The organism is Clostridium thailandense, assembly GCF_019207025.1.
Classification (GTDB): Bacteria; Bacillota; Clostridia; order Clostridiales; family Clostridiaceae; genus Clostridium_AM; species Clostridium_AM thailandense.
On sequence record NZ_JAEEGC010000041.1, the window covers coordinates 24517 to 46787 of the forward strand.

A 22271-nucleotide genomic window follows, 5' to 3' on the forward strand; every position below is an offset into this window, starting at 1 on the left:
AAAATATAATATTTTTCAATGATTTTTGATATTTACATCTCTACTTGAATCTTCAGTGGCTAAAACGTACTTTGCAGGTTTCATGCAGTAACTACATTGTTGATTTGATGATTTCTCCATATAAGGAAAGGTCTCTGTCTCTAATAAAAAATCATCAAAAGCCATATCAACATGTTCTTCGCAACAATACTTAGTCCCTTTTGGCATTTTGAATATCACCCTTTCCTAGTGGTTTTGATAAATCAAAGTGATTATCCCAAAGGTCTATGTCCTTATTTTCTATCAAAATCTTAACTTTTTCAACAGAAGGAATTTGGGACAGAGACCAAATTATACTTTTTAAACAAGTTTCTTCTTTATAAGAAGTCATTGAGATATTTGCCTCTTTACTAAGATTAAGAAAAGCAATATTATCTTTAATTGAAAAACTTAAAATTCTTGTATCTTTAGGTAAAGTTGGTTTAAGTTTACTATTTACTGAAGGTCCTTTTATAATTTCTCCAATTATAATTTCTCCAAGAATTTCATATCTTTTCATTATTCTTTCTTCTTTGGCAACTTCAGGATTTTTTGTATTACTAGAGGAATCAAAGTAAATATTTAAATCCAAGGTGTCTTCTTTCGATAAAATTATTTTCTTTTCCTTCTCATTGCTATTTAAACTTGTCTTGTCCTTTTTTTCACATCCTGTTATAACTAATAAAGAAGTTGTTAATAAAGAGCATATGAGTAAGCAAAAACCCTTTTTCATATCTTCACCCATTTCATTTAAAATTCAATATAATTACTAGGAATATCACGTTTTGCCATAGATAAACTTAAATCTTTATCTAATTTAACATTAGCAGAATTTAAAACATTCAGTACAGTTTGATATGCTAGTTCAGGATAATTGTTGGTTTTGCTTAAATGTCCTAATATTATTTTCTTGAATTTATCATTTGTAATATTTACAATAGCTTTTCCACAGTCTTCATTAGATAGATGGCCAATATCACTTAAAATTCGTCTTTTTAGCTTATATGGATAGGGACCAAATTTAAGCATTTCTACATCATGATTACTTTCAAGTAATATAACATCTGCATCCTTTATTGAATTATTTACGTCATCTGAAAAAAAACCTAAATCAGTTGCAATACAGACCTTTTTATTTTTATTTTGCAAGGCATATCCAGAAGGTGCAACAGCATCATGGGAAATTTTATAGCTTAGTACATCTATATCTTTTATATTAACATAATTATTTTCTATTATTTTAATATTATGCTCTTTTATTTTCCCTATAGTTGCTGACATAGCTTGCCAGGTGGGGGCATTTGCATATATTGGAATGTCATATTTTCTTGATAACACTCCCACACCTTTTGTATGATCTATATGTTCATGAGTAACAAATATAGCATCAATATCTTTGGTATTGTGTCCAATGTTTAATAGAGCATTCTCAATATGTTTTCCAGAAAGCCCAGCATCTACAAGAACTTTAGCATTATCTGAGGATACAAACAAGCTATTACCACTGCTGCCGCTGTACAAAGAACAAAAAATCATAATAATTCTCCTATTCCTTATAAGAAATTCTTTTAATTTGAGCACCTAATTTTTCGAATTTCTCTTCTATATTAGGGTAACCTCTGTCAATATGTTCAATACTTAATACTTCAGTAGTACCTTCTGCTATAAGTCCAGCTATGACCATAGCAGCACCTGCTCTCAAATCAGTTGCTTTTACTACTGCCCCTGTGAGTTTGTCAGCGCCATCTATTATAGCAGATCTACCCTCAACTTTTATATTAGCACCCATTTTTTTTAATTCATCAACGTGTTTAAATCTGCTTTCCCAAATACTTTCATTAATTATACTTCTACCTTGAGCTACAGTTAAAAGAGTGCTCATAGGTTGCTGAACATCTGTTGGAAAACCAGGATAAGGTTGAGTTTTTATGTTTACTCCTTTAAGCTTGCCGTTAGATTTGATTGTAATACAGTCACCATCCTCAGCTACTTCTGCACCCATTTCAATAAGTTTTGCGGATATAGATTCGAGATGCTTCGGAATAACATTCTGTATAATAACTTCTCCACCACAAGCAGCAGCAGCAATCATATAAGTGCCAGCCTCTATTTGATCAGGTATTACACTATAAGAGCAACCTTTTAAGGATTCTACTCCAACTACTCGTATAACATCAGTACCAGCGCCTTTAATATTAGCTCCCATACTGTTTAGAAAGTTTGCAACATCTACGATATGTGGTTCTTTTGCAACATTTTCGAGTGTTGTTATACCTTCAGCAAATGTTGCTGCTAGCATGACGTTTATAGTTGCACCAACACTAACTACATCAAAAAATATATTTGTTCCTATTAATTTATCAGCTTCAGCAGTTACACAACCATGCTTAATTTCTACCTTTGCACCTAAAGCTTCAAAGCCTTTTATATGTTGGTCTATAGGTCTAACACCAATAGGACATCCACCAGGTAATTCAACAACGGCCTTTTTGAATCTACCTAAAAGTGCTCCTATTAGGTAATATGAAGCTCTCATTTTTCGTACATCTTCTGTATTAGCAATAACGCTATTTATGTTAGAAGCATCTATAGAAACAGAGTTCTTTCCTCTGACTAACTTACAGCCTAGGCTTTCATTTATTCTTTCTATACAATGAACATCTTCAATATTGGGTATATTATCTATATTACAAATCCCTTCGCTAGCCATTATAGCAGCAGGAAGTATTGCTACAGCAGCATTTTTTGCACCATTTATTTCTATACAACCATAAAGAGATTTTCCTCCACTAATTACCAGTTTATCCATTCCCGCATCCATCCTTATCATATAATTAATTAATTTATATAAATATATAAAACTTAAATTCAAATTGTTACACAAATTTTATTATAACATAATTCTATAATATTTTAACATTAATTTTAGAAATGTGAATAGGATATTAGTGTAATTTAGTGCAAAAAAATATAAGGGACGCAAATCCCTTATATTTTCTACATTATTCTCTTTCAAAACTTCCACAATCTGTGCATTGTTTTGTTTTAGCCATTGTTTCATGTTTTGTAACTTGAATCTTTTCTAATGTGCAGTAGCCTTCAGTTTTATCATGAAACTTGCACTCATTGACTGTACATCCTATACTATTATTATGTTTTATATTCATATTTGTTACCTCCACAATTAATTTTTAAAACCTAGCAATAATATTTTATCAAGTTAACTTATTATATATACGAAATAAAATTTTTAAAATAATTGTATACTTGGTTAAATATAACATATAAATTATTAAAATATATTTAGATATAAAAATATCACATATAATAATAGTATGTTATAATAGTATCTATATAATAAGCTATAGACTTATAAGTATTAGTTTTGGGGGCTGAAAAAAAGATGAAAATGAAGTATTATTTAGTAGCTTTATTTGATAAAGGGTCATATTCGTATATTGAAGAAATGCAAAAAAGTATATGTAAAAAATATAAGATATATAAAAACATGCCTGTTCTTCATATAACTTTAGAAATTATAGGAGATCCAGACATAGAGAAATTAAGTAAGGTAATCTCAGATATACTAAAACCATATAAAAAATTTAAGGTAGAGCTTAATGGTGCGTTGTGTTTTGATCCACCATATAAATCTGTAAACTTGAAGGTAGAAAGCAAAGGATATATTATCAGATTAGCTAGAAACATAAATGATACATTGAAACTGCATGGATTTGATGTCAGGGATAATATTGAAAACTGGGATTTACACATATCTTTAGCTAATACTAATTATGCGGTAAGAGAGTGGACTAGTAAGGAATATATTGCGGCATGTGAAAGTACAAAAAAAGATAATTTTCACAGAATGGCTAAGATAGATAGAATAGAACTTTGGAAACCTATAAATAATAAGAAAGAAATGGTTGTGAAAAGCTTTTCTCTAAGAGATTTCTAGATAAAAAATCTAGCAAATATAAAAGAGTCATTGAACTTAATTAAGGTCAATGACTCTTTTTATTTTTAAAATTAGTTGATGAAAAAGTTTTCAAAAAAATATTGACATAGTATTATTACTAATATAAAATAAAGTTAACCGGTTTATTAAACCGGTTAACTAGAAGTTTGAGTATTATAGAGGTGAATATATGAATAGAATTTGTATTTTAGGTAGCATAAATATGGACTTGGTGTTGAGAGTTGATAGAATGGTGAAGTCAGGAGAAACCATATTATCAAAGGACTATAAGAAAATTTCTGGTGGTAAAGGTGCAAATCAAGCAGTTGCTGCTAAAAGATTAGGTTGTAATGTATGCTTTATAGGAAAAGTTGGCGACGATGAAAACGGTTACCAGTTGATGAAAATCCTTGAGAAGGATCAAATAGATATAAGTAACATTAAATATAGTAAAAGTTCTCCAACTGGCATGGCAATAATTACAGTTGACGACAGTGGAAGCAATTCAATAATAGTTATCCCAGGAGCTAACATGGAAATTAGTGAAAAAGATATAGAAGAAGCTGAGGAAATAATAAAAAATTCAAAACTACTTATTGCTCAGTTTGAAACTCCGCTAGAAAGCATAATTAATGCATTTAGAGTCGCGAAAGCCAATGGTGTAACGACTATTTTAAATCCAGCTCCAGCAAAGAAGGTACCAGATGAATTGTTAAAGCTTACAGATATTATAATCCCGAATGAAACAGAAGCTTTTGATCTTACAGGTGTTAAGGTGGAAGATATTGAAGGCGTCAAAAAAGCTGCAAAGGTTTTTGTGGAAAAAGGAGTAAAGTTTGTAATAATAACTTTAGGAGAAAGAGGGGCAGCGTTGCTAGATGATGAAAAGCTAAGTATTGTGCAAGCTCATAAGGTAAAAGCAATAGATACTACAGCTGCAGGAGATAGCTTCATAGGGGCATTGGCAAGTAAATTGCAAAGTGAAGATAAAATAGACTTTGAAACAATTGAAAGAGCCATTAAATTCTCTAATAAGGTTTCCTCGATTGTAGTACAAAGACAAGGAGCTCAACCGTCGCTTCCACATTTAGAAGAGGTTATAAGTGAATATGGGGAGGAATAGAAAATGAAAAAAACAGGACTACTAAATTCAGAAATATCTGCAATTATATCACAAATGGGACATACAGAGAGCATGGCTATAGGGGATTGTGGTTTACCTATTCCAAAAGAAACTAAGAGAATAGATTTAGCACTTATAAAAGATATACCTACGTTCATAGGGACTTTAAAAGCGGTACTTACGGAACTTCAAATAGAAGAAGTAGAACTAGCTAAAGAAACTATGGAAGTTAGTCCAGATTTATATGAAGAAATAAAAAAAGAAATTGGAAATGTAAAAATAACTTTAATAACACATGAAGAGCTTAAGTGCAAATTAAAGGAGTGTAAGGCGGTTATAAGAACTGGAGAACAAACACCTTATGCAAATATAATCTTAAAATCGGGAGTTGTGTTTTAAAAAGTTTTTTAGGAGGAAAGAATATGGAAGACAAAAAGCCGCTTTTAGAAATGGTGGGCATATCTAAGTCCTTTCCTGGAGTAAAGGCTCTACAAGATGTCAATTTAAAAGTACATGGTGGAGAGGTAATAGCATTACTTGGAGAAAATGGAGCTGGAAAATCTACATTAATGAAGATATTAAGTGGTGTCTACAAAAAGGACGAAGGAAAGATTTTTATTGAAGAAAATGAAGTTGACATACAAGGCATTAAGCATGCTGAAAGGTTAGGAATAACAATTATACATCAAGAGCTAAGTGTACTTCCTAATTTAACAGTTTCAGAAAATATATTTTTAGGGAATGAAAAGTTTGATAAGGGTACAAGAAAAATAGATAAGAAATGGATGAGAGAAAGAAGTTTAAGTTTTTTAAAACAAATAGGTTCAAATATAGATCCAGATACTTTAGTAAAAAATATAAATGTAGGCGAAATGCAAATGATTGAAATTGCAAAAGCTTTAACCAAAAACTCCAGTATTATAATAATGGATGAACCAACAACTGCACTTACAGATGTAGAAACAAGAAATTTATTTTCAGTAATCAGAAAATTGAGAGAAAAGGGTATAGCTATTGTTTATATATCTCATAGAATGGATGAAATTTTTGAAATTTGTGATTCTATTACAGTATTAAGAGATGGAAAGTATGTTGGGCATGTTGAGACCAAAGAAGTAACTAAAGATGAACTAATTACGATGATGGTAGGAAGAAAGCTTGAAGATCAATTTCCTTATAAAGATGTAGAAAAAACAAAGGTTTTATTGAAAGTTGATAACATATCATTAAAAAATAGAGTTAAAGATGTAAGTTTTCAAGTTAAGGCAGGAGAGATACTAGGTGTTGCAGGCCTTATGGGAGCTGGAAGAACTGAACTCGCAAAGACTATTTTTGGAGATTATAAGAAAAGTTCTGGTGAAATTTATGTGGAAGGAGAAAAAGTTAATATAAATTCACCCAAAGATGCAATTGAATATGGGATTTCTTATTTATCTGAAGATAGAAAAAAAGAAGGGCTAATCTTAGGTATGTCAGTAAGAGAAAATATGACTATATCTAACTTAAAAAGCTATGAAAAAGGATTTAAGAGATTAAATAGAAAAATAGAGAAAGAAGAAGTTGATAAATATATAAAAAAACTTTCAATTAAAACTCCACATCAAGAGCAAATGATGAAAAACCTTAGTGGTGGGAATCAGCAGAAGGTAATAATTGCAAAATGGCTTATGCTTTTACCTAAGGTTTTAATAATAGATGAACCTACAAAAGGAATAGATGTAGGTGCGAAGAAAGAGATATATGAAGTTCTAAACGAACTTAAAAGTGCTGGAAAAGCTGTCATTATGATTTCTTCTGATATGCCAGAGTTAATCGGGGTAAGCGATAGAGTGATAGTAATGCATGAAGGAAAACTTACTGGTGAATTAAATAGAGATGAGCTTACACAAGAAAATATAATGAAGTATGCAGTGGGAATTTAAATTTTATATTAGTACAGAGGAGAATGAAATATGGAAAAGGATATTAAGAGGTTACTCTTTAAATACAAATCTTTAATAGGCTTAATATTGCTTTGTGTAGTTATATCATTTGTTACGCCTAGATTTCTAACTGTAGCAAATATATTAAACGTATTTACACAGGTTTCTGTTAACGCAATAATTGCAGTAGGCATGTGCTTTGTAATTTTAACAGGAGGAATAGATTTGTCAGTAGGATCTATTTTAGCTATAACAGGGGCTGTAGCTGCAACATTAGTTAAAAGTAATACAAATGTATTAGTAACTATTATTGTAGTTCTAATAATAGGAGGATTAATTGGCTTATTTAATGGTTTTTTAGTTTCAAAAGGTAAAATTCAAGCATTTATAGTAACCTTAGCAAGTATGACGATATTTAGAGGGGTAACTTATGTTTATACTAATGGAACGCCAATCTCAGGATTAGGTTCAAATTTTACTTTTATAGGTAATGGAAAGTTAATGGGTATGCCTGTACCAGTCATATTAATAGTAATTGTAGTTTTGGTTGCTTGGTATGTATTAACTCAAACTAGATATGGTAGATACGTATATGCAGTAGGTGGAAATGAAGATTCAGCAAGATTATCTGGTATAAATACAGATAAAATCAAAACTTTAGTTTATGTTATAGTTGGAGCAACATCAGCACTTAGTGGAATTGTAGTAACAAGTAGGATAGGATCAGCATCTCCTAATGCAGGTTCTGGCTTTGAATTAGATGCTATTGCAGCAGTTGTACTTGGCGGAACAAGTCTCGCAGGTGGAGAAGGATCAGTAATTGGAACAATTATAGGCGCAATGATTATAGGTGTGCTAAATAATGGACTAAACTTAATGAATGTATCACCATTTTATCAGCTAATAGTTAAAGGTTTTGTAATATTACTGGCTGTTATTCTTGATAAGAAAAATAAATAAGTTGAAAATTTAAATTTATATAAAACTTAAGGAGGAATTAATATTATGAAAAGAACACGTTTGACTATGTTATCACTAGCTTTAACTGGTATAATTGCTATGGCAGGATTTACCGGATGTGGAAACAAGGCAGAGCAGCAGGGGGCACAAGGTGGAGACAAGAAAAAAATAGGAATGGTGGTATCAACATTAAATAACCCATTCTTTGTGTCAATGAAAGATGGTGCGACTAAAAAGGCAAAAGAATTAGGATATAATTTAGTAGTTGTGGATTCTCAGAATGATGCAAGTAAAGAACGATCTAATGTAGATGACCTTCTACAACAAGGGGTTGCAGCTATAATTATAAACCCAACAGATAGTGATGCAGTTGGAAATTCTATTAAAGCAGCAAATGATAAAAAAATACCAGTTTTAACTGTAGATAGAAAAGCTAATACAGGTGATGTTGTTACCCACATTGCTTCAGATAATGTTAAGGGTGGAAAAATGGCAGCAGATTTTATATTAGAAAAATTAGGTGGCAAGGCTAATATTGTTGAACTTCAAGGATTACCAGGAGCATCTGCTACAAGAGATAGAGGTAAGGGATTCCATGAAGGAGTAGATAACAAAGCTAATGTTAAAGTTGTTGCAAGCCAAGCAGCTGATTTTGACAGACAAAAGGGATTAAATGTAATGGAAAACATAATGCAAGCTACACCACAATTTGACGCAGTATTTGCTCATAATGATGAAATGGCACTAGGTGCGGTTAAAGCTTTAAAAGGTAAGAAAGTTTTAGTTGTTGGTTTTGATGGCAATGATGACGCTAAGAAGGCTGTTGAAAGTGGAGATATGGCAGCTACAGTTGCACAACAACCAGATTTAATGGGAAGCCTAGCGGTTGAAAATGCCGTAAAAGTTATAAAAGGTGAATCGGTACAAAAAGAAATACCAGTAGATTTAAAACTTATAAAGAAATAATTCATAAAATCCAGGGTGATATGCCCTGGATTTTATAAAATATAGTGTATAATAAATATATAATTTAGTGGAAAAATTTAAAGGCATGAGGGATTATAATGAAGAAAGTAACAATGCTTGATATTGCTAAAATGGCAGGAGTATCTAAGGCAACTGTTTCAATGGTTTTAAGTAAGCGTGATCATAGTATAAGTGAGGAAACAAAAAATAAAGTATTAGATTTAGCTAAGGAAATGAACTATATTCCAAATTCTTTAGCAAGAAGCCTAAGTACAAAACGAACAGGAACAATAGGAATAATTCTTCCGGATATTACAAATCCATTTTTTTCTTCTATTGCAAGAGCCATTGAGGATGAAGCTAGCCTGCTAGGATATAATGTAATTTTTTGTAATACAGATAGTGAAATTAATAAGGAAGAAAAATATATAAAATTGCTTATTAGCAAGTTGGTAGATGGAGTTATATTTATAGCAGGGGGAGAAAGTGAAAATAGCGTTATAATGCTTAAAAACAATAATGTCCCTTTTGTACTTGTGGATAGATATATTGATACTCATGAAGAGGAGTATGGAGTATATGCTTTAAATAAGGAGGGTGTATTGCAAGGTATAGAATACCTATATAATAAAGGCAATGAGAGAATAGCCTTTGTAAAAGGGCCAAAGAACCTTGAGCTTTCTAGACAAAGATTAGATGGATATGAGTATTCTATGAATAAGTATGGTATATATAATAAGAAACTAATTTTTGAAGGGGATTTCACTATAGAGGGAGGCATTAAGGCTACAAAAGAAATATTGAAGAGCATAGACGAAATAGATGCTATATTTTATAGCAATGACGCAATGGCTCTGGGTGGAATAAAAGTATTGCTGAAAAATGGATTTAAGGTACCAGAAGATATAAGAGTTCTTGGATTTGATAACATTGAAATATCAGAAATCTTTGAGCCAGAGTTAACTACTGTAGCCCAACCTATTTATGAAATGGGAAAACAATCCTGTAAGTTACTTATAGATGTAATAAAAGGAAATAAAGTTGAAAATAAACAAATATACTTTCAAACAAAAGTTATAGTTAGAGAAACGTCGTAATAAAAGATACCCATGCAAATTGCACGGGTATCTTTTATTATTCTATATCAATTAAGTTTTTTCTGTAACTAATATATAAGTCTCTTAATTCTTTCATTTTTGCATCCAATTCTATTTGAAGATTTGATACTTCATCATAATTCTCAGCTTCAGTAGCATCGCTTATCCTTGTAAACAAACTTTTAGTTGAGTAAGTGTCTTTTAACAAATATAATCTTAATGCATTAATTTTTTCCCAATTAGCTACATCAAGATCTAAAGCTCTTTCAGCACTGTGAAGTTTCTTAAAGCCTCTAATTTCATTAGCATAATCGGAAACTATTCTTGAATTGATTTCAGTTAGCCATCTTCTTTCTACACCAATACGGAAACTATTAAGGATTTTTTCTGTAAATACATCACCAGCTTTTAATACTGCAACTTTTTCTGGGTATTTACCAAATGCTGATGTATTTTCATAAACTGTAGCAGGTGCTTTACCGAATAATTTTGATCTTTCTTCGTCAGTGAAATCTTCAAATACATCTTCTTCACTTCTGTAAGCTCTATCTTTTTCAAGATATGCAGCATCTTCTCCAGCAGATTTTGAAAGTTCAGCAAGTAAAGCATCTTCTGTCTTTTTATTTTCTATAGCATAATTTATACCATCCATTGAAGTAGTAAATAATGCGGCTAACGCTAAATAGGTATTTGTAAATGGATTTGGAGCTCTAAGCTCAAATCTTGTTGAAAGTGGGTTTGCAAGATCCCTAATAACACCAAGTAATATGGTTCTATTTCTTGAAGGAACTTCAACAGAATGTCCTAGTGATGTAACTATACATACTGGAGCCTCGAATCCAGGTTTCAATCTTCTTAAGGAATCATTAGTAGCAGATACAATTGGATTAATAACTTCATAATTCTTTAATATACCCATTAGAGAACCATAACCATATATACTTAAGAAGCTACTGTTAGTTGAAGCATAAAGGTTAAATCTTTTACCATTCTTCAGTTTTAAAGCAATACTCAAGTGAGTGTGTTCTCCACTTCCAGCAACTCCATTTATTGGTTTAGCTAAGAATGTAACATCAAGTCCATATCTTCTGAAAGTTTCCTTTACTAATGATCTAACAAAAAGTTCGTTGTCTGCAGCTTGTACGGCATCAGCATATTTCCAATCAATTTCAAGTTGTTCCATAACGTGAGTAAGATCACCAGTTTCAGTTAAATGAGCTTTTACACCACCAACTTCTTTATGACCCATTTCAGGTTCTAATCCATAAGCTTCCATTAATAGTAAAGTTTCTTCTAGAGCGGACCTTACAGCACCTTTAGTTCTAGTCCAGTACTGTTCTTGAAGGAATTGAGAAGTGAAAAGTTCTTGAACTTCAGCTTTGTCATCTGGAGTCTTTACCCAAAACTCAAGCTCAGTAGCAGCTGTAGCTACTACATCATCAACATCATCAAAAGTGGCATTATAAGCAGATAATAATTCTGGATATTTTTTATATGAATCAAATAAGGAATCTTTAACAAGAGTTGTTGCAGCTTTTAGTATGTGTCTTGAGTCTACTGCATTGCCTTCATGAATTAAGAAACAAGGGATTCTTAATGTTCCAACTGGTCTATTAGTGTCTTCATACATAAGTTCAAAGTTATAATCTACAAACCAGTTAACATCTGTATCAGCTATCATATCAACTTTAGCATTGTTTAAAGTTGCAATTCCAGGAAGAACAACTGAGGAACCATCAGTTTGGATTGCTCCTTTTAAGAAACCAGAAATATCGTCCATGAAAATTTTCATAGGTATTCTTTCATCTGTATCATTTCCGGAAAGATCTATACCAACTAAAGATACAAATTTTATTTCAGGATGGTTAGTTAGGATTTCCTTTAAATCTTCTTGAGAATGTTTTTCTTTTGGTATTACGTAAAGTAAGTCTTTTAACATATAACATGACCTCCTAATAAAATATTATAAGAGTGTTTTCACTCTAGTATTTAAAAAATAAGAAAAGTTGTCAAAATGAGAAATTTCAATAATCAAAATGAAAATTTTAATATATTCATGATTTTATAATTAATATGCATATATGTCAATAGAAAAGTGAAGGATAATAAAAAAAATTTTAAATAGTATATTTTTTATCAAATTTACATTATATTAAAAACATAGGTCCAAAAAAATGAAAAATGAAATATTTGAAGCAGATTTTTTAAAGATAAAGTATTTATTAACAAAATAAAGATTTGCAACAAAATTAAACGAATATTCAGATTATTTATATTCAAGTGAATTGTATACATTTTCAATGAATAATTATTCAAAAGGAATATCGAGTTTGTATAATGTATATGTATATTATATAATATAAAATATACATATGTACACAATGAGGTGGTAAGGTGAATTTAGAAGATAGACCTATTGGTTTTTTTGACTCAGGTGTAGGAGGAATTAGCGTATTAAAGGAGGCTATAAGAGTTTTACCAGGAGAAAACTTTACCTATTTTGGAGATTCTAAAAATGCTCCATATGGTACAAGAAGTGTAGATGAAGTTAAGTTCTTAACTTTTAATGCGGTTGATTTTTTAATGAAGAAAGGTATTAAAGCATTAGTTATTGCCTGCAATACAGCAACTAGTGCTGCTATAATAGATTTAAGGGATAAATACAGTGCAATTATGCCAGTTATAGGTATAGAGCCAGCTTTAAAGCCTGCAGTGGAATATAATAGAAGCGGAAAGATAATTATAATGGCCACTCCTATGACCTTAGCTGAAGCGAAGTTTAATAATCTCATGGAAAATTATAAAGACAAAGCAGAGATAGTACCATTACCTTGTCCAGGATTAGTAGAACTAATAGAAGATGGGGTAATCTATGGTGAGACAATAGACAGATATTTGGAAGATAAGATAAATTTCTTTAAAGAGCAGGGGATAGCGGCTATAGTATTAGGATGCACACACTATCCTTTTATAAAGAAGTCTTTATCCAGAATTTTGGAAAACAAAGTTCCAATTATTGATGGAAGTAAGGGAACAGTGCGGCAGCTAAAAAGACAGTTAATAGAATATAATATCATTAGTAAAAGAAAAGAATGCGGAAAAGTAGAAATAAACAATTCCTTAATTAATAATGAAATTATAAGTTTAAGTTACAAGCTATTAAACCCCAATGAATAGACAAGGGCAGTAATATTCTATGTGGAATTATTGTTTATAAAATAGTAAATAATAAAAGTTATGATATAATTTCATATATATAATTATTTATTTTGAAGGGAGAAGAATACATATGAATCCTATAGTAACAATTAAGATGAATGATGGCGGAGTAATGAAGGTAGAATTATATCCTGAAACTGCTCCAAATACAGTTAATAATTTTATAAGCTTGGTGAAAAAGGGTTTCTATAATGGATTAACATTTCACAGAATAATTCCTGGTTTTATGATTCAGGGTGGATGCCCACAGGGAACCGGAACAGGTGGACCAGGATATTCAATAAAAGGTGAATTTAGTCACAATGGTTTTAAAAATGATTTGAAGCACACAAAAGGCGTTTTATCCATGGCAAGAGCTATGAACCCTAATTCAGCAGGAAGTCAGTTTTTTGTAATGGTAGAAGATGCACCTCATTTAGATGGACAATATGCATCCTTTGGGAAACTCATAGAGGGTCAGGATATAGCAGAAAAAATAGTAAATAATGAAAGAGACTTTAGAGATAGACCTTATGAAGAACAAGTTATGGAAGAAGTTACAGTTGATACATTTGAACAGGAGTATCCAGAACCTGAAAAATTATAATGGAATGAGGAAGGGAGTGCAATGCTATTGGAAAACAACAAAACCATATTGATTTTTGGATTTGATGCAGAAGAAAAGCAAACTATGCATGACCTAGTTAAGAAAAATCACTTTCCTAATTATAAGGTTGTTGAGGAAGCTATGGGAAAGATGAAAATAAAAGATATATTAGAAGGACTAAGGCTAAACGTATATAATTGTAGTCTTCCCAAAGAAAAAGTTATATTATTTAATAACCTCAATGATGAAGAATTAGATACAGCGATAAAGAACATAAGAAATAGTTTGATAAGTAAACCAATCTTAGCAGTTATCACAGAAACATCTGTAAATTGGACTTTTGAAAGCTTATTAGAGCATTTAGTAGAAGAAAGAGAATGGTTTAAGAAGCACGGAAAATAAAAGTGGGGGAAGAAAATGAGCAGAATTGGAGAAAAAGTAAAAAGCATAAGAAATAGTATTGGCATGACTCAAAAGCAACTAGCAAAAAAATTAGGTGTAGCTGAAAGTTTTGTTAATGAAATAGAGATGGGAAAAAAAGTTATAAATCAAAATTTAATTGATAGGCTCTCAAAAGTACTAGGAAAAGATATAAATGACATTACAATGGCATTTGAGGAACAAGTATATAAAGAAGAAAAAAGTGAAAAGCTTTCAGTTAAAAAGAACAAGGAAGATGTAAAAGAGGTATGGAATGAGGCATTTAGTTCTGTATTAAAAAATGTTCCTATCTATAAATATGATATGGGAAGACCAGTAGCATCAAAACAACTTCCTTTAATAAATAATAGAGTTGAAGGTTATGCTCAGGATAAAGTAATATACTTGGAAATTGAAGATGATGATATGGTAGGCTTTAGAATGGTAAAAGGTGATCTAGCGTTTGGTCATATTACACACGAAATAGAGAACAATGCTGTATGTCTTATAGAATACAATAATAAAAGATCAATAAGGCAAATAAAAAAATTAGATAATAGTAAATTGTTGCTATTGAGTAATAGAGGTAGTTTAATGACTGAAACAGTGGGTATAAAAGATATTAAAGTTATAGCTAGACTAGACAGACTTGAAATAAAACTATAGAATAACCTAATAAAAAGTTCCTGTTACCTTATTATGTAACAGGAACTTTTATTAGGTTATTTGATATTATCTTTGTAAAAATAATACTATTGTTGTATAATTTATCTTAATGAATTAACTTTTACAAGTGACGTGTTTTGGAACAGTTTATAAGTGCTTAGGAGGTAAAATATGAAAGGTACAGTAGTAGCCACTTGGATGAAAACTTGCAGAAAGCTATATGATAACGAAACTATAGATAATGCTATGAACTCGGTAGGTTGGGGAGCTGGAAAAATATTTTCACCAGCAGAAAACATAGAAGATACAGAAGTCAAAAAAATTATTGGATTAATAGCAAAAGAAAATAATGTTGATATAAAAAAATTATGGCATGAAATAGGGGTAGATAACATAAGTGCATTTTACAATGACTTCCCAGTGTTTTTCGAACATGAGAATCTGTATTCTTTCCTAAAATCTCTTTTTGATATACATGTAGTAATGACTAAGAAATTTCCGGGGGCAAAGCCGCCGTTAGTAGGTATAACTCCTGTATCTAGTAGGGTAGCCATTTTTGAATATAAATCTAAAAGAGGGATGTTTGATTATCTCGAAGGATTAATTGAAGGTGCTGCTAAGTTTTTCAATGAAAAGCTGCAGGTAGAGGAAATAGAGAGAACAAATGAGGCGGTAAAGTTTAAATTTACTTTTGAAAAAGATATATATTATAAAAAGGTATTTAAACTTAATAAAATTTTATCTTTTGGTTTTTTAAGGGATATGGCAGCAAAAGTAAGTATATTTACTTTTATATTTTCTTTGGTAGTAGCACTTCCTGTTATTGGATTCAATAGTGTAGCTAAGTCTATAGCAGTTTCTTTAGCTTCAACAATAGCTGCATATATATCAACAGCGGTTCTCATGAGACCTAAATCCATTATAATGGACAACCTAAACAGAATTAATAATAGTAATTTTGTTGAAGATGGAGATATAGAAACGGGAGACTTTTTTGAAGACATTTATAAGTTATTAAAGACACATAAAAAAAATATTACAGCGGATTTTGTAGGTTTTAAAGGTGTTACAGATGAGATGAACACTTTTGTAAACAATATAAATACCATATCTGATGCCATGAGTTATACTTCTGAGGAGATATCTGGAGTAGTTGAACAAGTAGCTAATTGTGCAGTAGACCAGGCTCAAAACACTGAACAAGCAGCATCAGTTTTAAATGATAACATACAAAATCTAAAGGGAATAGTTAACAGCGAAAATAGTAATAAAATTGAATTGGAAAAGGCTTTAGAAAAAATAAATAATAGCTACGAGAATGTAAATAATACAAGCCAAAATATATTAGATACTTTAGATAAGTTCCAAGATGTTAAAGATAAGGGAGTTGAACTTCAAGGAAAGGCAAAAGATATAACACATATTGTTTCAATAGTATCAGGAATTTCAGAACAGACTAACTTACTAGCATTAAATGCATCTATTGAGGCTGCACGTGCAGGAGAACAAGGAAAAGGATTTGCTGTTGTAGCAGAAGAAGTGCGAAAACTTGCAGAACAATCTCAAGATGCAGTAGAAGAGATAAATTCAAATCTAATTAAATTTGTTGAGGAGATAAGAGGACTAGTAGAGAAAATAGACTCTCAATATTATACTCTTCAAGGAGAAACTAAGAGTCTAGAAAGTGTTAGAGATATAAGCTATGAGGCGACTAAATCAGTGCAAGTAGTGGCATCTTCTATGATACAGACAATAAATGAATTGAGTAAAGAAGCAGATTCTATTTCAAGTATTTACGATAACGTAGAATCTCTTGCGGCTATAGCTGAGGAAAATTCGGCATCGTCTCAGGAGGTAAGTGCAAGTGTTGCTAACTATACAAATGAAATCAAAAAGCTTATAAATAACATTCATGATTTCAAGAATATAGCAGAAACTTTTAAGACAGGATTAAGCAAGTATAAAATCTAAGCATTTATAAAGGGGATGTTGCATTTTAAAATGCAACATCCCCTTTATATACCTCTTAAATCAAAATCTGGAACGAAATTCTCAGATGAAGTGCCAACTTCCTGTATAAAGGCATTCTTTATTTCTAAGGATAAACAATAATCTACTAAGCTGTCATAATGTTTAGGATTGAGGGACTTATTTATTTCAGGGAACTTTTTAGCGTTGTACATAGGGGTATATTGATTCATTATACTTATATAAATAGAATCTCTGTAGGTTTTATATATATAATCTATAATTTTTTTTGAATCAAATAGAAGACCTGGCAGCATAAGATGACGTATGATTATCCCTTTTTGTATTAATCCATTTTCATCAAACTTGGATTCTCCAACTTGAAGAAACATTTCTTTTATGGCGGTTGAAGCTTTTTCAAAATAATCTGGTGCATTTGAATATTTGATTGAATATTTATTACTAAAGTATTTTAGATCTGGTAAGTATACATCAATATAGCCACTTAGAATTTTTATTGTCTCAGGATTCTCATAACCATTAGTGTTAAATAAAATTGGTATATTAAGACCTTGCGATTTAGCTATATCTAATGCCTCGATTATTTGAGGCACATAATGCGTTGGAGTAACTAGATTTATGTTATGAGCTCCACGTTGTTGCTGCTCTAGAAAAATTTCACTTAGCCTTTTAATGGATATTTCTTGCCCAAAGCCTGTTGAGCTTATCTTGTAGTTTTGACAAAATACACATTTTAAATTGCAATTTGAAAAAAATATTGTTCCAGATCCATTGATTCCGGATATACAGGGTTCTTCCCAATCATGAAGAGATACTCTTGCAATTTTAACAGTTTTGCCTGAATTGCAAAAACCAAGTTCACCATTCAATCTATTTACACCACAGTTTCGTCCGCATAATCTACAGTTTTTAAGTAAGTCTAACATTAGTAACACCTCAATTTCAATTAAAAGCTCATTCTAAAATAATTATACAATTATAAATAAATATCTGTACAGTTTATATTTTTTTAAAAAAATAAAAAAATAAGCACTGAATTATAAATATAAATCCTACAAGCGCAAAAGCCGGATACAAAACAGAGATAAGATTTACAAAACCAATTTGTGATATAGGAATTGCAATAAGCATAATTAATAAAATAACAAGCTTATAAGAAATATTAAAAGCTTCTTCTAGATTTTTTCCTACACTGTATACATTAGAAACCTCTGTAGAAAACATCTCAAGCCATATTATTGATAATAGAAGCATCTGTATAGCGTTACCAAACCTATTAGCTATATATAATAATGGAATCTCATATTTAAATATATAAGGTACATTTAAAATCAATAGCAGATTTATAATAAGAGAAAGAATAGTCAAACCCAAAGCACCTAAACATATACCACATATAAGAACTTTTTTACTTTTGATTTCATTACTTAAAGGTGCAATAACACCACTACAACATAATATGTTAAAACCACCATAAATAAGAGCGGAAAAAAGCCAATTAGATTTGTAGAATGGTATTGTCCTTAGTTGAGGTACATTTATGTCCTTATAAAAATTAAGATATAGAATAAATATAGTTATGATAACAATAATAAGAGATGGAACAATAAAGGAGTTTATTTCTATAAGTCCTTTAGTATCTCTAAAAAGTATTATTAATGATGCTAAACACATTATAATTATACCAAACCATTTAGACACCCCAAAATACTGATGAATTAGTGATCCGCTGCCAGCTAGTATTATTGCAGCACCACTTATTAAAAAAATAGTTGTTAAAAAGTTAGTTATACTACCTAAAAATCCAGGACTAACTAGTTTAATAAGTCCGTCATATGAAGAAAGCTTGTACTTTGAACTTATATCTGCGATTATTGAACCCATGACTATGTAAATAAAAAAACAGATAAATATACCTAGAAAACTTTTATATCCATAAGCTGTAAAAAACTGAGTTATCTCCTGACCAGAAGCAAGACCAGCTCCGACTATTGTACCAATGAAAACGGCACCTACTTGAAAAATTAAAAACAACTTTTCTTTCAAACTCATCCCTCCCATTTTTAAAGCACATAATAAAGTAATTTATATAAATAAGGTGTACTTATATAAATATATATGAACAACACCAAAATAATGATTTATAAATTAAATTTTTATTTTAAGGGAAAACTAGAACAAAATCAGAGAATCAAAATCTCTGATTTTGATATGGTCGCTTACTCATTGAGTACTCCTTTGAGAAATTGAAAAGGAGTTTCCATGAAATTTTATATAAACGGAGGTAAGTAAAGTGAAGAAAATGAACAGAAGGAGGGCAATAGTTTTAATATTAGCAATTTCATTATCATTTGTTCAGTTTATATCAGTTGGATGCAGTTCCAAGAAAAAAGAAGAGAGTCAAAGCACTACTGAGGGCTTTGACATGAAAGCTGCTTCCAATGTAGCAGATACTTATATGAAATATTTAATGAAAGAAGATACTGAAAATAGTAAAAAGTTTTATTCAAAAGAGTTATCTAAAGGTGCAGCTAACGAAGAGAATAGAAATTTGAAAATTTTGGGGTATGATTTATCTGAAACTAATGAGATAGGAAAATCAGGGCTTTTTAAAATAAATGTATCTAGGGCAGATAAAAGTAAGCCTTTTGCTTCATTAGATGAATACTCCTTAAAGATAAAAAAAGAAGGTTCTGATTATAAAATAAGTGAAACTAATAATGTGGTACAGAAAGAAGCTTTTATACAGAATAATCAAATAAGAATTAGAAACAAAAATAATGTAAATACAAACTTGGTAGTAGATTTTGGAGGTATACCGAACTATGCATTTTCAAAAGATGATAAAACTAATGTAGATAAAATTACAGTTCCTAAAAACCATTATGGGATTATGACATTTGCTTATACTGGGGATAGTTTGGCAATATCTACTTTTGATAAGGATGCTTATATTGCAATTATAAAATTAGATGAAGCTATGTCAGTACAGGGATCTGGTCAAGGTGGAGAAGGTGGAGATTCAGAAGGCGGAGATAAGCAAAAAGGTGGGGGCGGCGCTGGAGGTGGCGGTCAAGAAAAACCTATAGGTAAAGAAATTACAAGTTTGGATTTATTAAAAGACACAACAGTAGAATTTTTAACTTTTTCTCCAACAGAAAAATTTATAACAGTACAATACACAAAGCCTAATGTGGGACACTGCATACGAGTTTATCAATCAGATGGAGGAGATTTAATACCTTACAAGTTTGAGGAGAAATTTCCCATAGATAAAGTTAATATTTTATTTTCATCTTATGATAAAGAAACCATAAATTTTGATATTGTACCTAAAAAGGCAAATGATAAATCAGCGGGAGACGTTATAGGCAAATGGCAGATAAATCTTAGAGATTTTAAAGCTAAGAAAATGTGATATAATTTAGATAAAAACTATTTATGGAGAATAACGATGAAGTGGGGAGACAAAAGATACTACAGTTTGAATTACTTTTTAAGACAAAAATTTGGATGTAAGGTTTTCAAAATTTCACTTGATGCTGGTTTTTCATGCCCTAATAGAGATGGAACCTTAAGTAAAGGTGGATGTATATTTTGCAGTGAAAGAGGATCAGGAGATTTTGCAGGTGATAGATCATTTTCTATAAAACATCAGTTTGAAGATATAAAGATGATAATGAGAAAAAAGTGGAAAAATGGTAAGTATATAGCTTATTTTCAGGCATACACAAATACTTATGCCCCAATAGAGGTTCTTAGAGAGAAATATGAAGAAGCAATTAATCAGGAAGATGTCGTGGCATTAGCTATTGCTACAAGGCCGGATTGTTTGGAGGATGATGTACTTAAGCTTCTAGAAGAGTTAAGTAAAAGAGTTTATATTTGGATTGAACTTGGAATTCAAACATCTAATGAATATACGGCTAAAAGGATAAATAGAGGATATAGGTTGGAAACTTTTGAAAAGGCAGTAAAAAATCTTAGAAATAGAAATATTGATGTTGTTGCACATATGATTTTTGGATTACCAGGAGAAACGCAAGAAGACATGTTAAGCACAGTAAGCTATTTAAGTCAAAAAGATATACAAGGAATTAAATTTCATTTATTGCATTTAATGAAAAATACAAATCTTGTAAGGTTATATGAAGAGGGGGAATTAAAATTTTTAAGTCAAGAAGAGTATATAGATATAATATGCAGATCAATAGCTATTACATCTCCTAACATAGTAATACACAGACTTACAGGAGATTCGCCTCGAGATTTGCTTATTGGGCCTCAATGGAGCCTAAAAAAGTGGGAAATATTAAATAGTATTGATATGGAATTAGAAAAAAGAGGTATATACCAAGGCATAAACTATTGATAAACTCGTGCCTCAAGACGGATCAACTTATCAATTATCATTGATAAGTTCCTCTTTAAAAATGCAAATATATTCCTGAGTATAGGTTAAGTGTCTGGTGTGTTTATCTATATAGATTGTTTATATGTAGTTACCACAATATTAAATTCATTAGAAAAGAACTAGAAGGGAGACAGGGGGATGGAAGTAGATTTAATAATTTCAGCAGATGATATAAAGAAGGAGAAAATTACTGGTAAATCCGTAGTTATTATAGACATGCTTAGGGCTACATCTGTCATAACAACAGCTATATATAATGGGTGCGATTCTGTAATTCCTGTGTTAACTATAGAAGAGGCATTGGAGAAAGCAAGTGAAGGTAGAGGTAAATATATCCTTGGAGGAGAAAGGAAAGCATTGAAAATAGAAGGCTTTGATTGTGCAAATTCGCCCCTTGAATATAAAGAGGATATTGTAAAGGGTAAAACACTGATAATGACGACAAGTAATGGTACAAGAGCTATAAAGGGAAGTCTAGGAGCTAGTAGTGTACTAATAGGAGCATTGATAAACGCTAAAGCAGTGGCAGAAAAGCTGCTTGCATTAGATAATGATGTGGTTATAATAAATGCAGGAACTTGTGGTCAGTTTTCCATGGATGACTTTATATGTAGTGGATATATTATTAATTGTTTACTAAGTCAAAGGAAAGATATTGGACTTACTGATATATCTAAGACTGCCAATTATGTATATGAAGAAAATGAGGATATAATAAGCTTTATAAAATATGCTAGCCATTATAAAAGGATAAAAGAACTAAATTTAGAAAAAGATTTAGATTATTGTTGCAGTAAAGATATTATAGATATAGTACCAATGTATAAGAATGGAATTATAGCGTTATTTGATGAGCAAAAAGAAGAACAAATAGTTTAAGTGTGATATCAATAGCTAAGAGGAAAAGTTAAGAAAGCTTTTCCTCTTAATTTT

23 protein-coding genes are annotated in these 22271 nt (G+C 30.8%); 15 read left to right on the plus strand and 8 right to left on the minus strand.

The window, feature by feature from the left end:
• Positions 1-15: 15 nt before the first annotated feature.
• From I6U48_RS10215 to I6U48_RS10235, 5 genes are all read right to left on the minus strand, one after another.
• Positions 16-207, minus strand: a complete 192-nt coding sequence (locus tag I6U48_RS10215; protein WP_218320314.1) for a CxxH/CxxC protein — start codon at positions 205-207, stop codon at positions 16-18.
• The gene (locus I6U48_RS10220; RefSeq protein ID WP_218320315.1) at positions 191-751 is read right to left on the minus strand and encodes a GerMN domain-containing protein; all 561 of its coding nucleotides are present in this window, start codon (positions 749-751) and stop codon (positions 191-193) included. Before I6U48_RS10220 ends, I6U48_RS10215 begins: the two co-directional genes overlap by 17 nt.
• A gap of 17 nt (positions 752-768) precedes the next feature.
• Positions 769-1554: an MBL fold metallo-hydrolase gene (locus I6U48_RS10225; protein ID WP_218320316.1), complete on the minus strand. Its 786-nt coding sequence runs from the start codon at positions 1552-1554 to the stop codon at positions 769-771.
• Between the two features lie 10 nt (positions 1555-1564).
• A complete protein-coding gene (gene murA, locus I6U48_RS10230) occupies positions 1565-2827 on the minus strand; it encodes a UDP-N-acetylglucosamine 1-carboxyvinyltransferase (RefSeq protein WP_218320317.1) in 1263 nt (420 codons plus the stop codon).
• Positions 2828-3020: 193 nt separating this feature from the next.
• Positions 3021-3185, minus strand: coding sequence for a DUF1540 domain-containing protein (locus I6U48_RS10235; RefSeq protein WP_218320318.1), 165 nt, complete (start codon positions 3183-3185; stop codon positions 3021-3023).
• 242 nt (positions 3186-3427) lie between these two features.
• Between I6U48_RS10235 and I6U48_RS10240 the strand changes: the two genes are divergently transcribed.
• The 7 genes from I6U48_RS10240 (at position 3428) to I6U48_RS10270 (ending at position 10044) form a co-directional block, all read left to right on the plus strand.
• Positions 3428-3976: a 2'-5' RNA ligase family protein gene (locus I6U48_RS10240; RefSeq protein WP_218320353.1), complete on the plus strand. Its 549-nt coding sequence runs from the start codon at positions 3428-3430 to the stop codon at positions 3974-3976.
• Positions 3977-4166: 190 nt separating this feature from the next.
• Positions 4167-5099 (plus strand): ribokinase, encoded by a 933-nt coding sequence (rbsK, locus tag I6U48_RS10245; RefSeq protein WP_218320319.1) that lies wholly within the window; start codon positions 4167-4169, stop codon positions 5097-5099.
• 3 nt (positions 5100-5102) lie between these two features.
• The gene (gene rbsD, locus I6U48_RS10250; protein WP_218320320.1) at positions 5103-5498 is read left to right on the plus strand and encodes a D-ribose pyranase; all 396 of its coding nucleotides are present in this window, start codon (positions 5103-5105) and stop codon (positions 5496-5498) included.
• A gap of 23 nt (positions 5499-5521) precedes the next feature.
• Positions 5522-7021, plus strand: a complete 1500-nt coding sequence (locus I6U48_RS10255) for a sugar ABC transporter ATP-binding protein (RefSeq protein ID WP_218320321.1) — start codon at positions 5522-5524, stop codon at positions 7019-7021.
• Positions 7022-7051: 30 nt separating this feature from the next.
• Entirely contained in the window at positions 7052-7981 is a 930-nt protein-coding gene (gene rbsC / locus I6U48_RS10260; protein ID WP_218320322.1) for a ribose ABC transporter permease, read from the plus strand.
• 45 nt (positions 7982-8026) lie between these two features.
• Positions 8027-8947 carry a ribose ABC transporter substrate-binding protein RbsB gene (gene rbsB / locus I6U48_RS10265; protein ID WP_218320323.1) on the plus strand — a complete coding sequence of 307 codons (921 nt, stop codon included), beginning with the start codon at positions 8027-8029 and terminating at the stop codon, positions 8945-8947.
• Positions 8948-9045: 98 nt separating this feature from the next.
• Positions 9046-10044: a LacI family DNA-binding transcriptional regulator gene (locus I6U48_RS10270; protein WP_218320324.1), complete on the plus strand. Its 999-nt coding sequence runs from the start codon at positions 9046-9048 to the stop codon at positions 10042-10044.
• A 37-nt stretch (positions 10045-10081) separates the two neighbouring features.
• Here the strand turns inward: I6U48_RS10270 and I6U48_RS10275 are convergent, their stop codons facing one another.
• Positions 10082-11983, minus strand: coding sequence for a glutamine synthetase (locus tag I6U48_RS10275; RefSeq protein ID WP_218320325.1), 1902 nt, complete (start codon positions 11981-11983; stop codon positions 10082-10084).
• Positions 11984-12438: 455 nt separating this feature from the next.
• Between I6U48_RS10275 and murI the strand changes: the two genes are divergently transcribed.
• From murI to I6U48_RS10300, 5 genes are all read left to right on the plus strand, one after another.
• The gene (murI, locus tag I6U48_RS10280) at positions 12439-13221 is read left to right on the plus strand and encodes a glutamate racemase (protein ID WP_218320326.1); all 783 of its coding nucleotides are present in this window, start codon (positions 12439-12441) and stop codon (positions 13219-13221) included.
• 112 nt (positions 13222-13333) lie between these two features.
• Entirely contained in the window at positions 13334-13849 is a 516-nt protein-coding gene (locus I6U48_RS10285) for a peptidylprolyl isomerase (RefSeq protein WP_218320327.1), read from the plus strand.
• A 21-nt stretch (positions 13850-13870) separates the two neighbouring features.
• A complete protein-coding gene (locus I6U48_RS10290) occupies positions 13871-14251 on the plus strand; it encodes a DUF3783 domain-containing protein (RefSeq protein ID WP_218320328.1) in 381 nt (126 codons plus the stop codon).
• 15 nt (positions 14252-14266) lie between these two features.
• Positions 14267-14935 (plus strand): helix-turn-helix transcriptional regulator, encoded by a 669-nt coding sequence (locus I6U48_RS10295; protein ID WP_218320329.1) that lies wholly within the window; start codon positions 14267-14269, stop codon positions 14933-14935.
• 171 nt (positions 14936-15106) lie between these two features.
• A complete protein-coding gene (locus tag I6U48_RS10300) occupies positions 15107-16906 on the plus strand; it encodes a heme NO-binding domain-containing protein (RefSeq protein WP_218320330.1) in 1800 nt (599 codons plus the stop codon).
• Between the two features lie 44 nt (positions 16907-16950).
• On the opposite strand, the gene I6U48_RS10305 is transcribed toward I6U48_RS10300, so the two are convergent.
• Complete coding sequence (locus I6U48_RS10305) at positions 16951-17850, minus strand: radical SAM protein (protein ID WP_218320331.1); 900 nt, start codon at positions 17848-17850, stop codon at positions 16951-16953.
• A 73-nt stretch (positions 17851-17923) separates the two neighbouring features.
• Positions 17924-18976, minus strand: a complete 1053-nt coding sequence (locus I6U48_RS10310; protein ID WP_218320332.1) for a YkvI family membrane protein — start codon at positions 18974-18976, stop codon at positions 17924-17926.
• 250 nt (positions 18977-19226) lie between these two features.
• Here I6U48_RS10310 and I6U48_RS10315 point away from each other — a divergent pair, with 250 nt between their 5' ends.
• The 3 genes from I6U48_RS10315 to I6U48_RS10325 all read left to right on the plus strand — a co-directional run bounded on the left by I6U48_RS10315 (position 19227) and on the right by I6U48_RS10325 (position 22217).
• Entirely contained in the window at positions 19227-20342 is a 1116-nt protein-coding gene (locus tag I6U48_RS10315) for a hypothetical protein (RefSeq protein ID WP_218320354.1), read from the plus strand.
• Between the two features lie 30 nt (positions 20343-20372).
• Positions 20373-21296, plus strand: coding sequence for a tRNA modification radical SAM protein MnmL/YtqA (gene mnmL / locus I6U48_RS10320; protein WP_218320355.1), 924 nt, complete (start codon positions 20373-20375; stop codon positions 21294-21296).
• A gap of 180 nt (positions 21297-21476) precedes the next feature.
• Positions 21477-22217: a 2-phosphosulfolactate phosphatase family protein gene (locus tag I6U48_RS10325; RefSeq protein WP_218320333.1), complete on the plus strand. Its 741-nt coding sequence runs from the start codon at positions 21477-21479 to the stop codon at positions 22215-22217.
• Positions 22218-22271 lie beyond the last annotated feature (54 nt).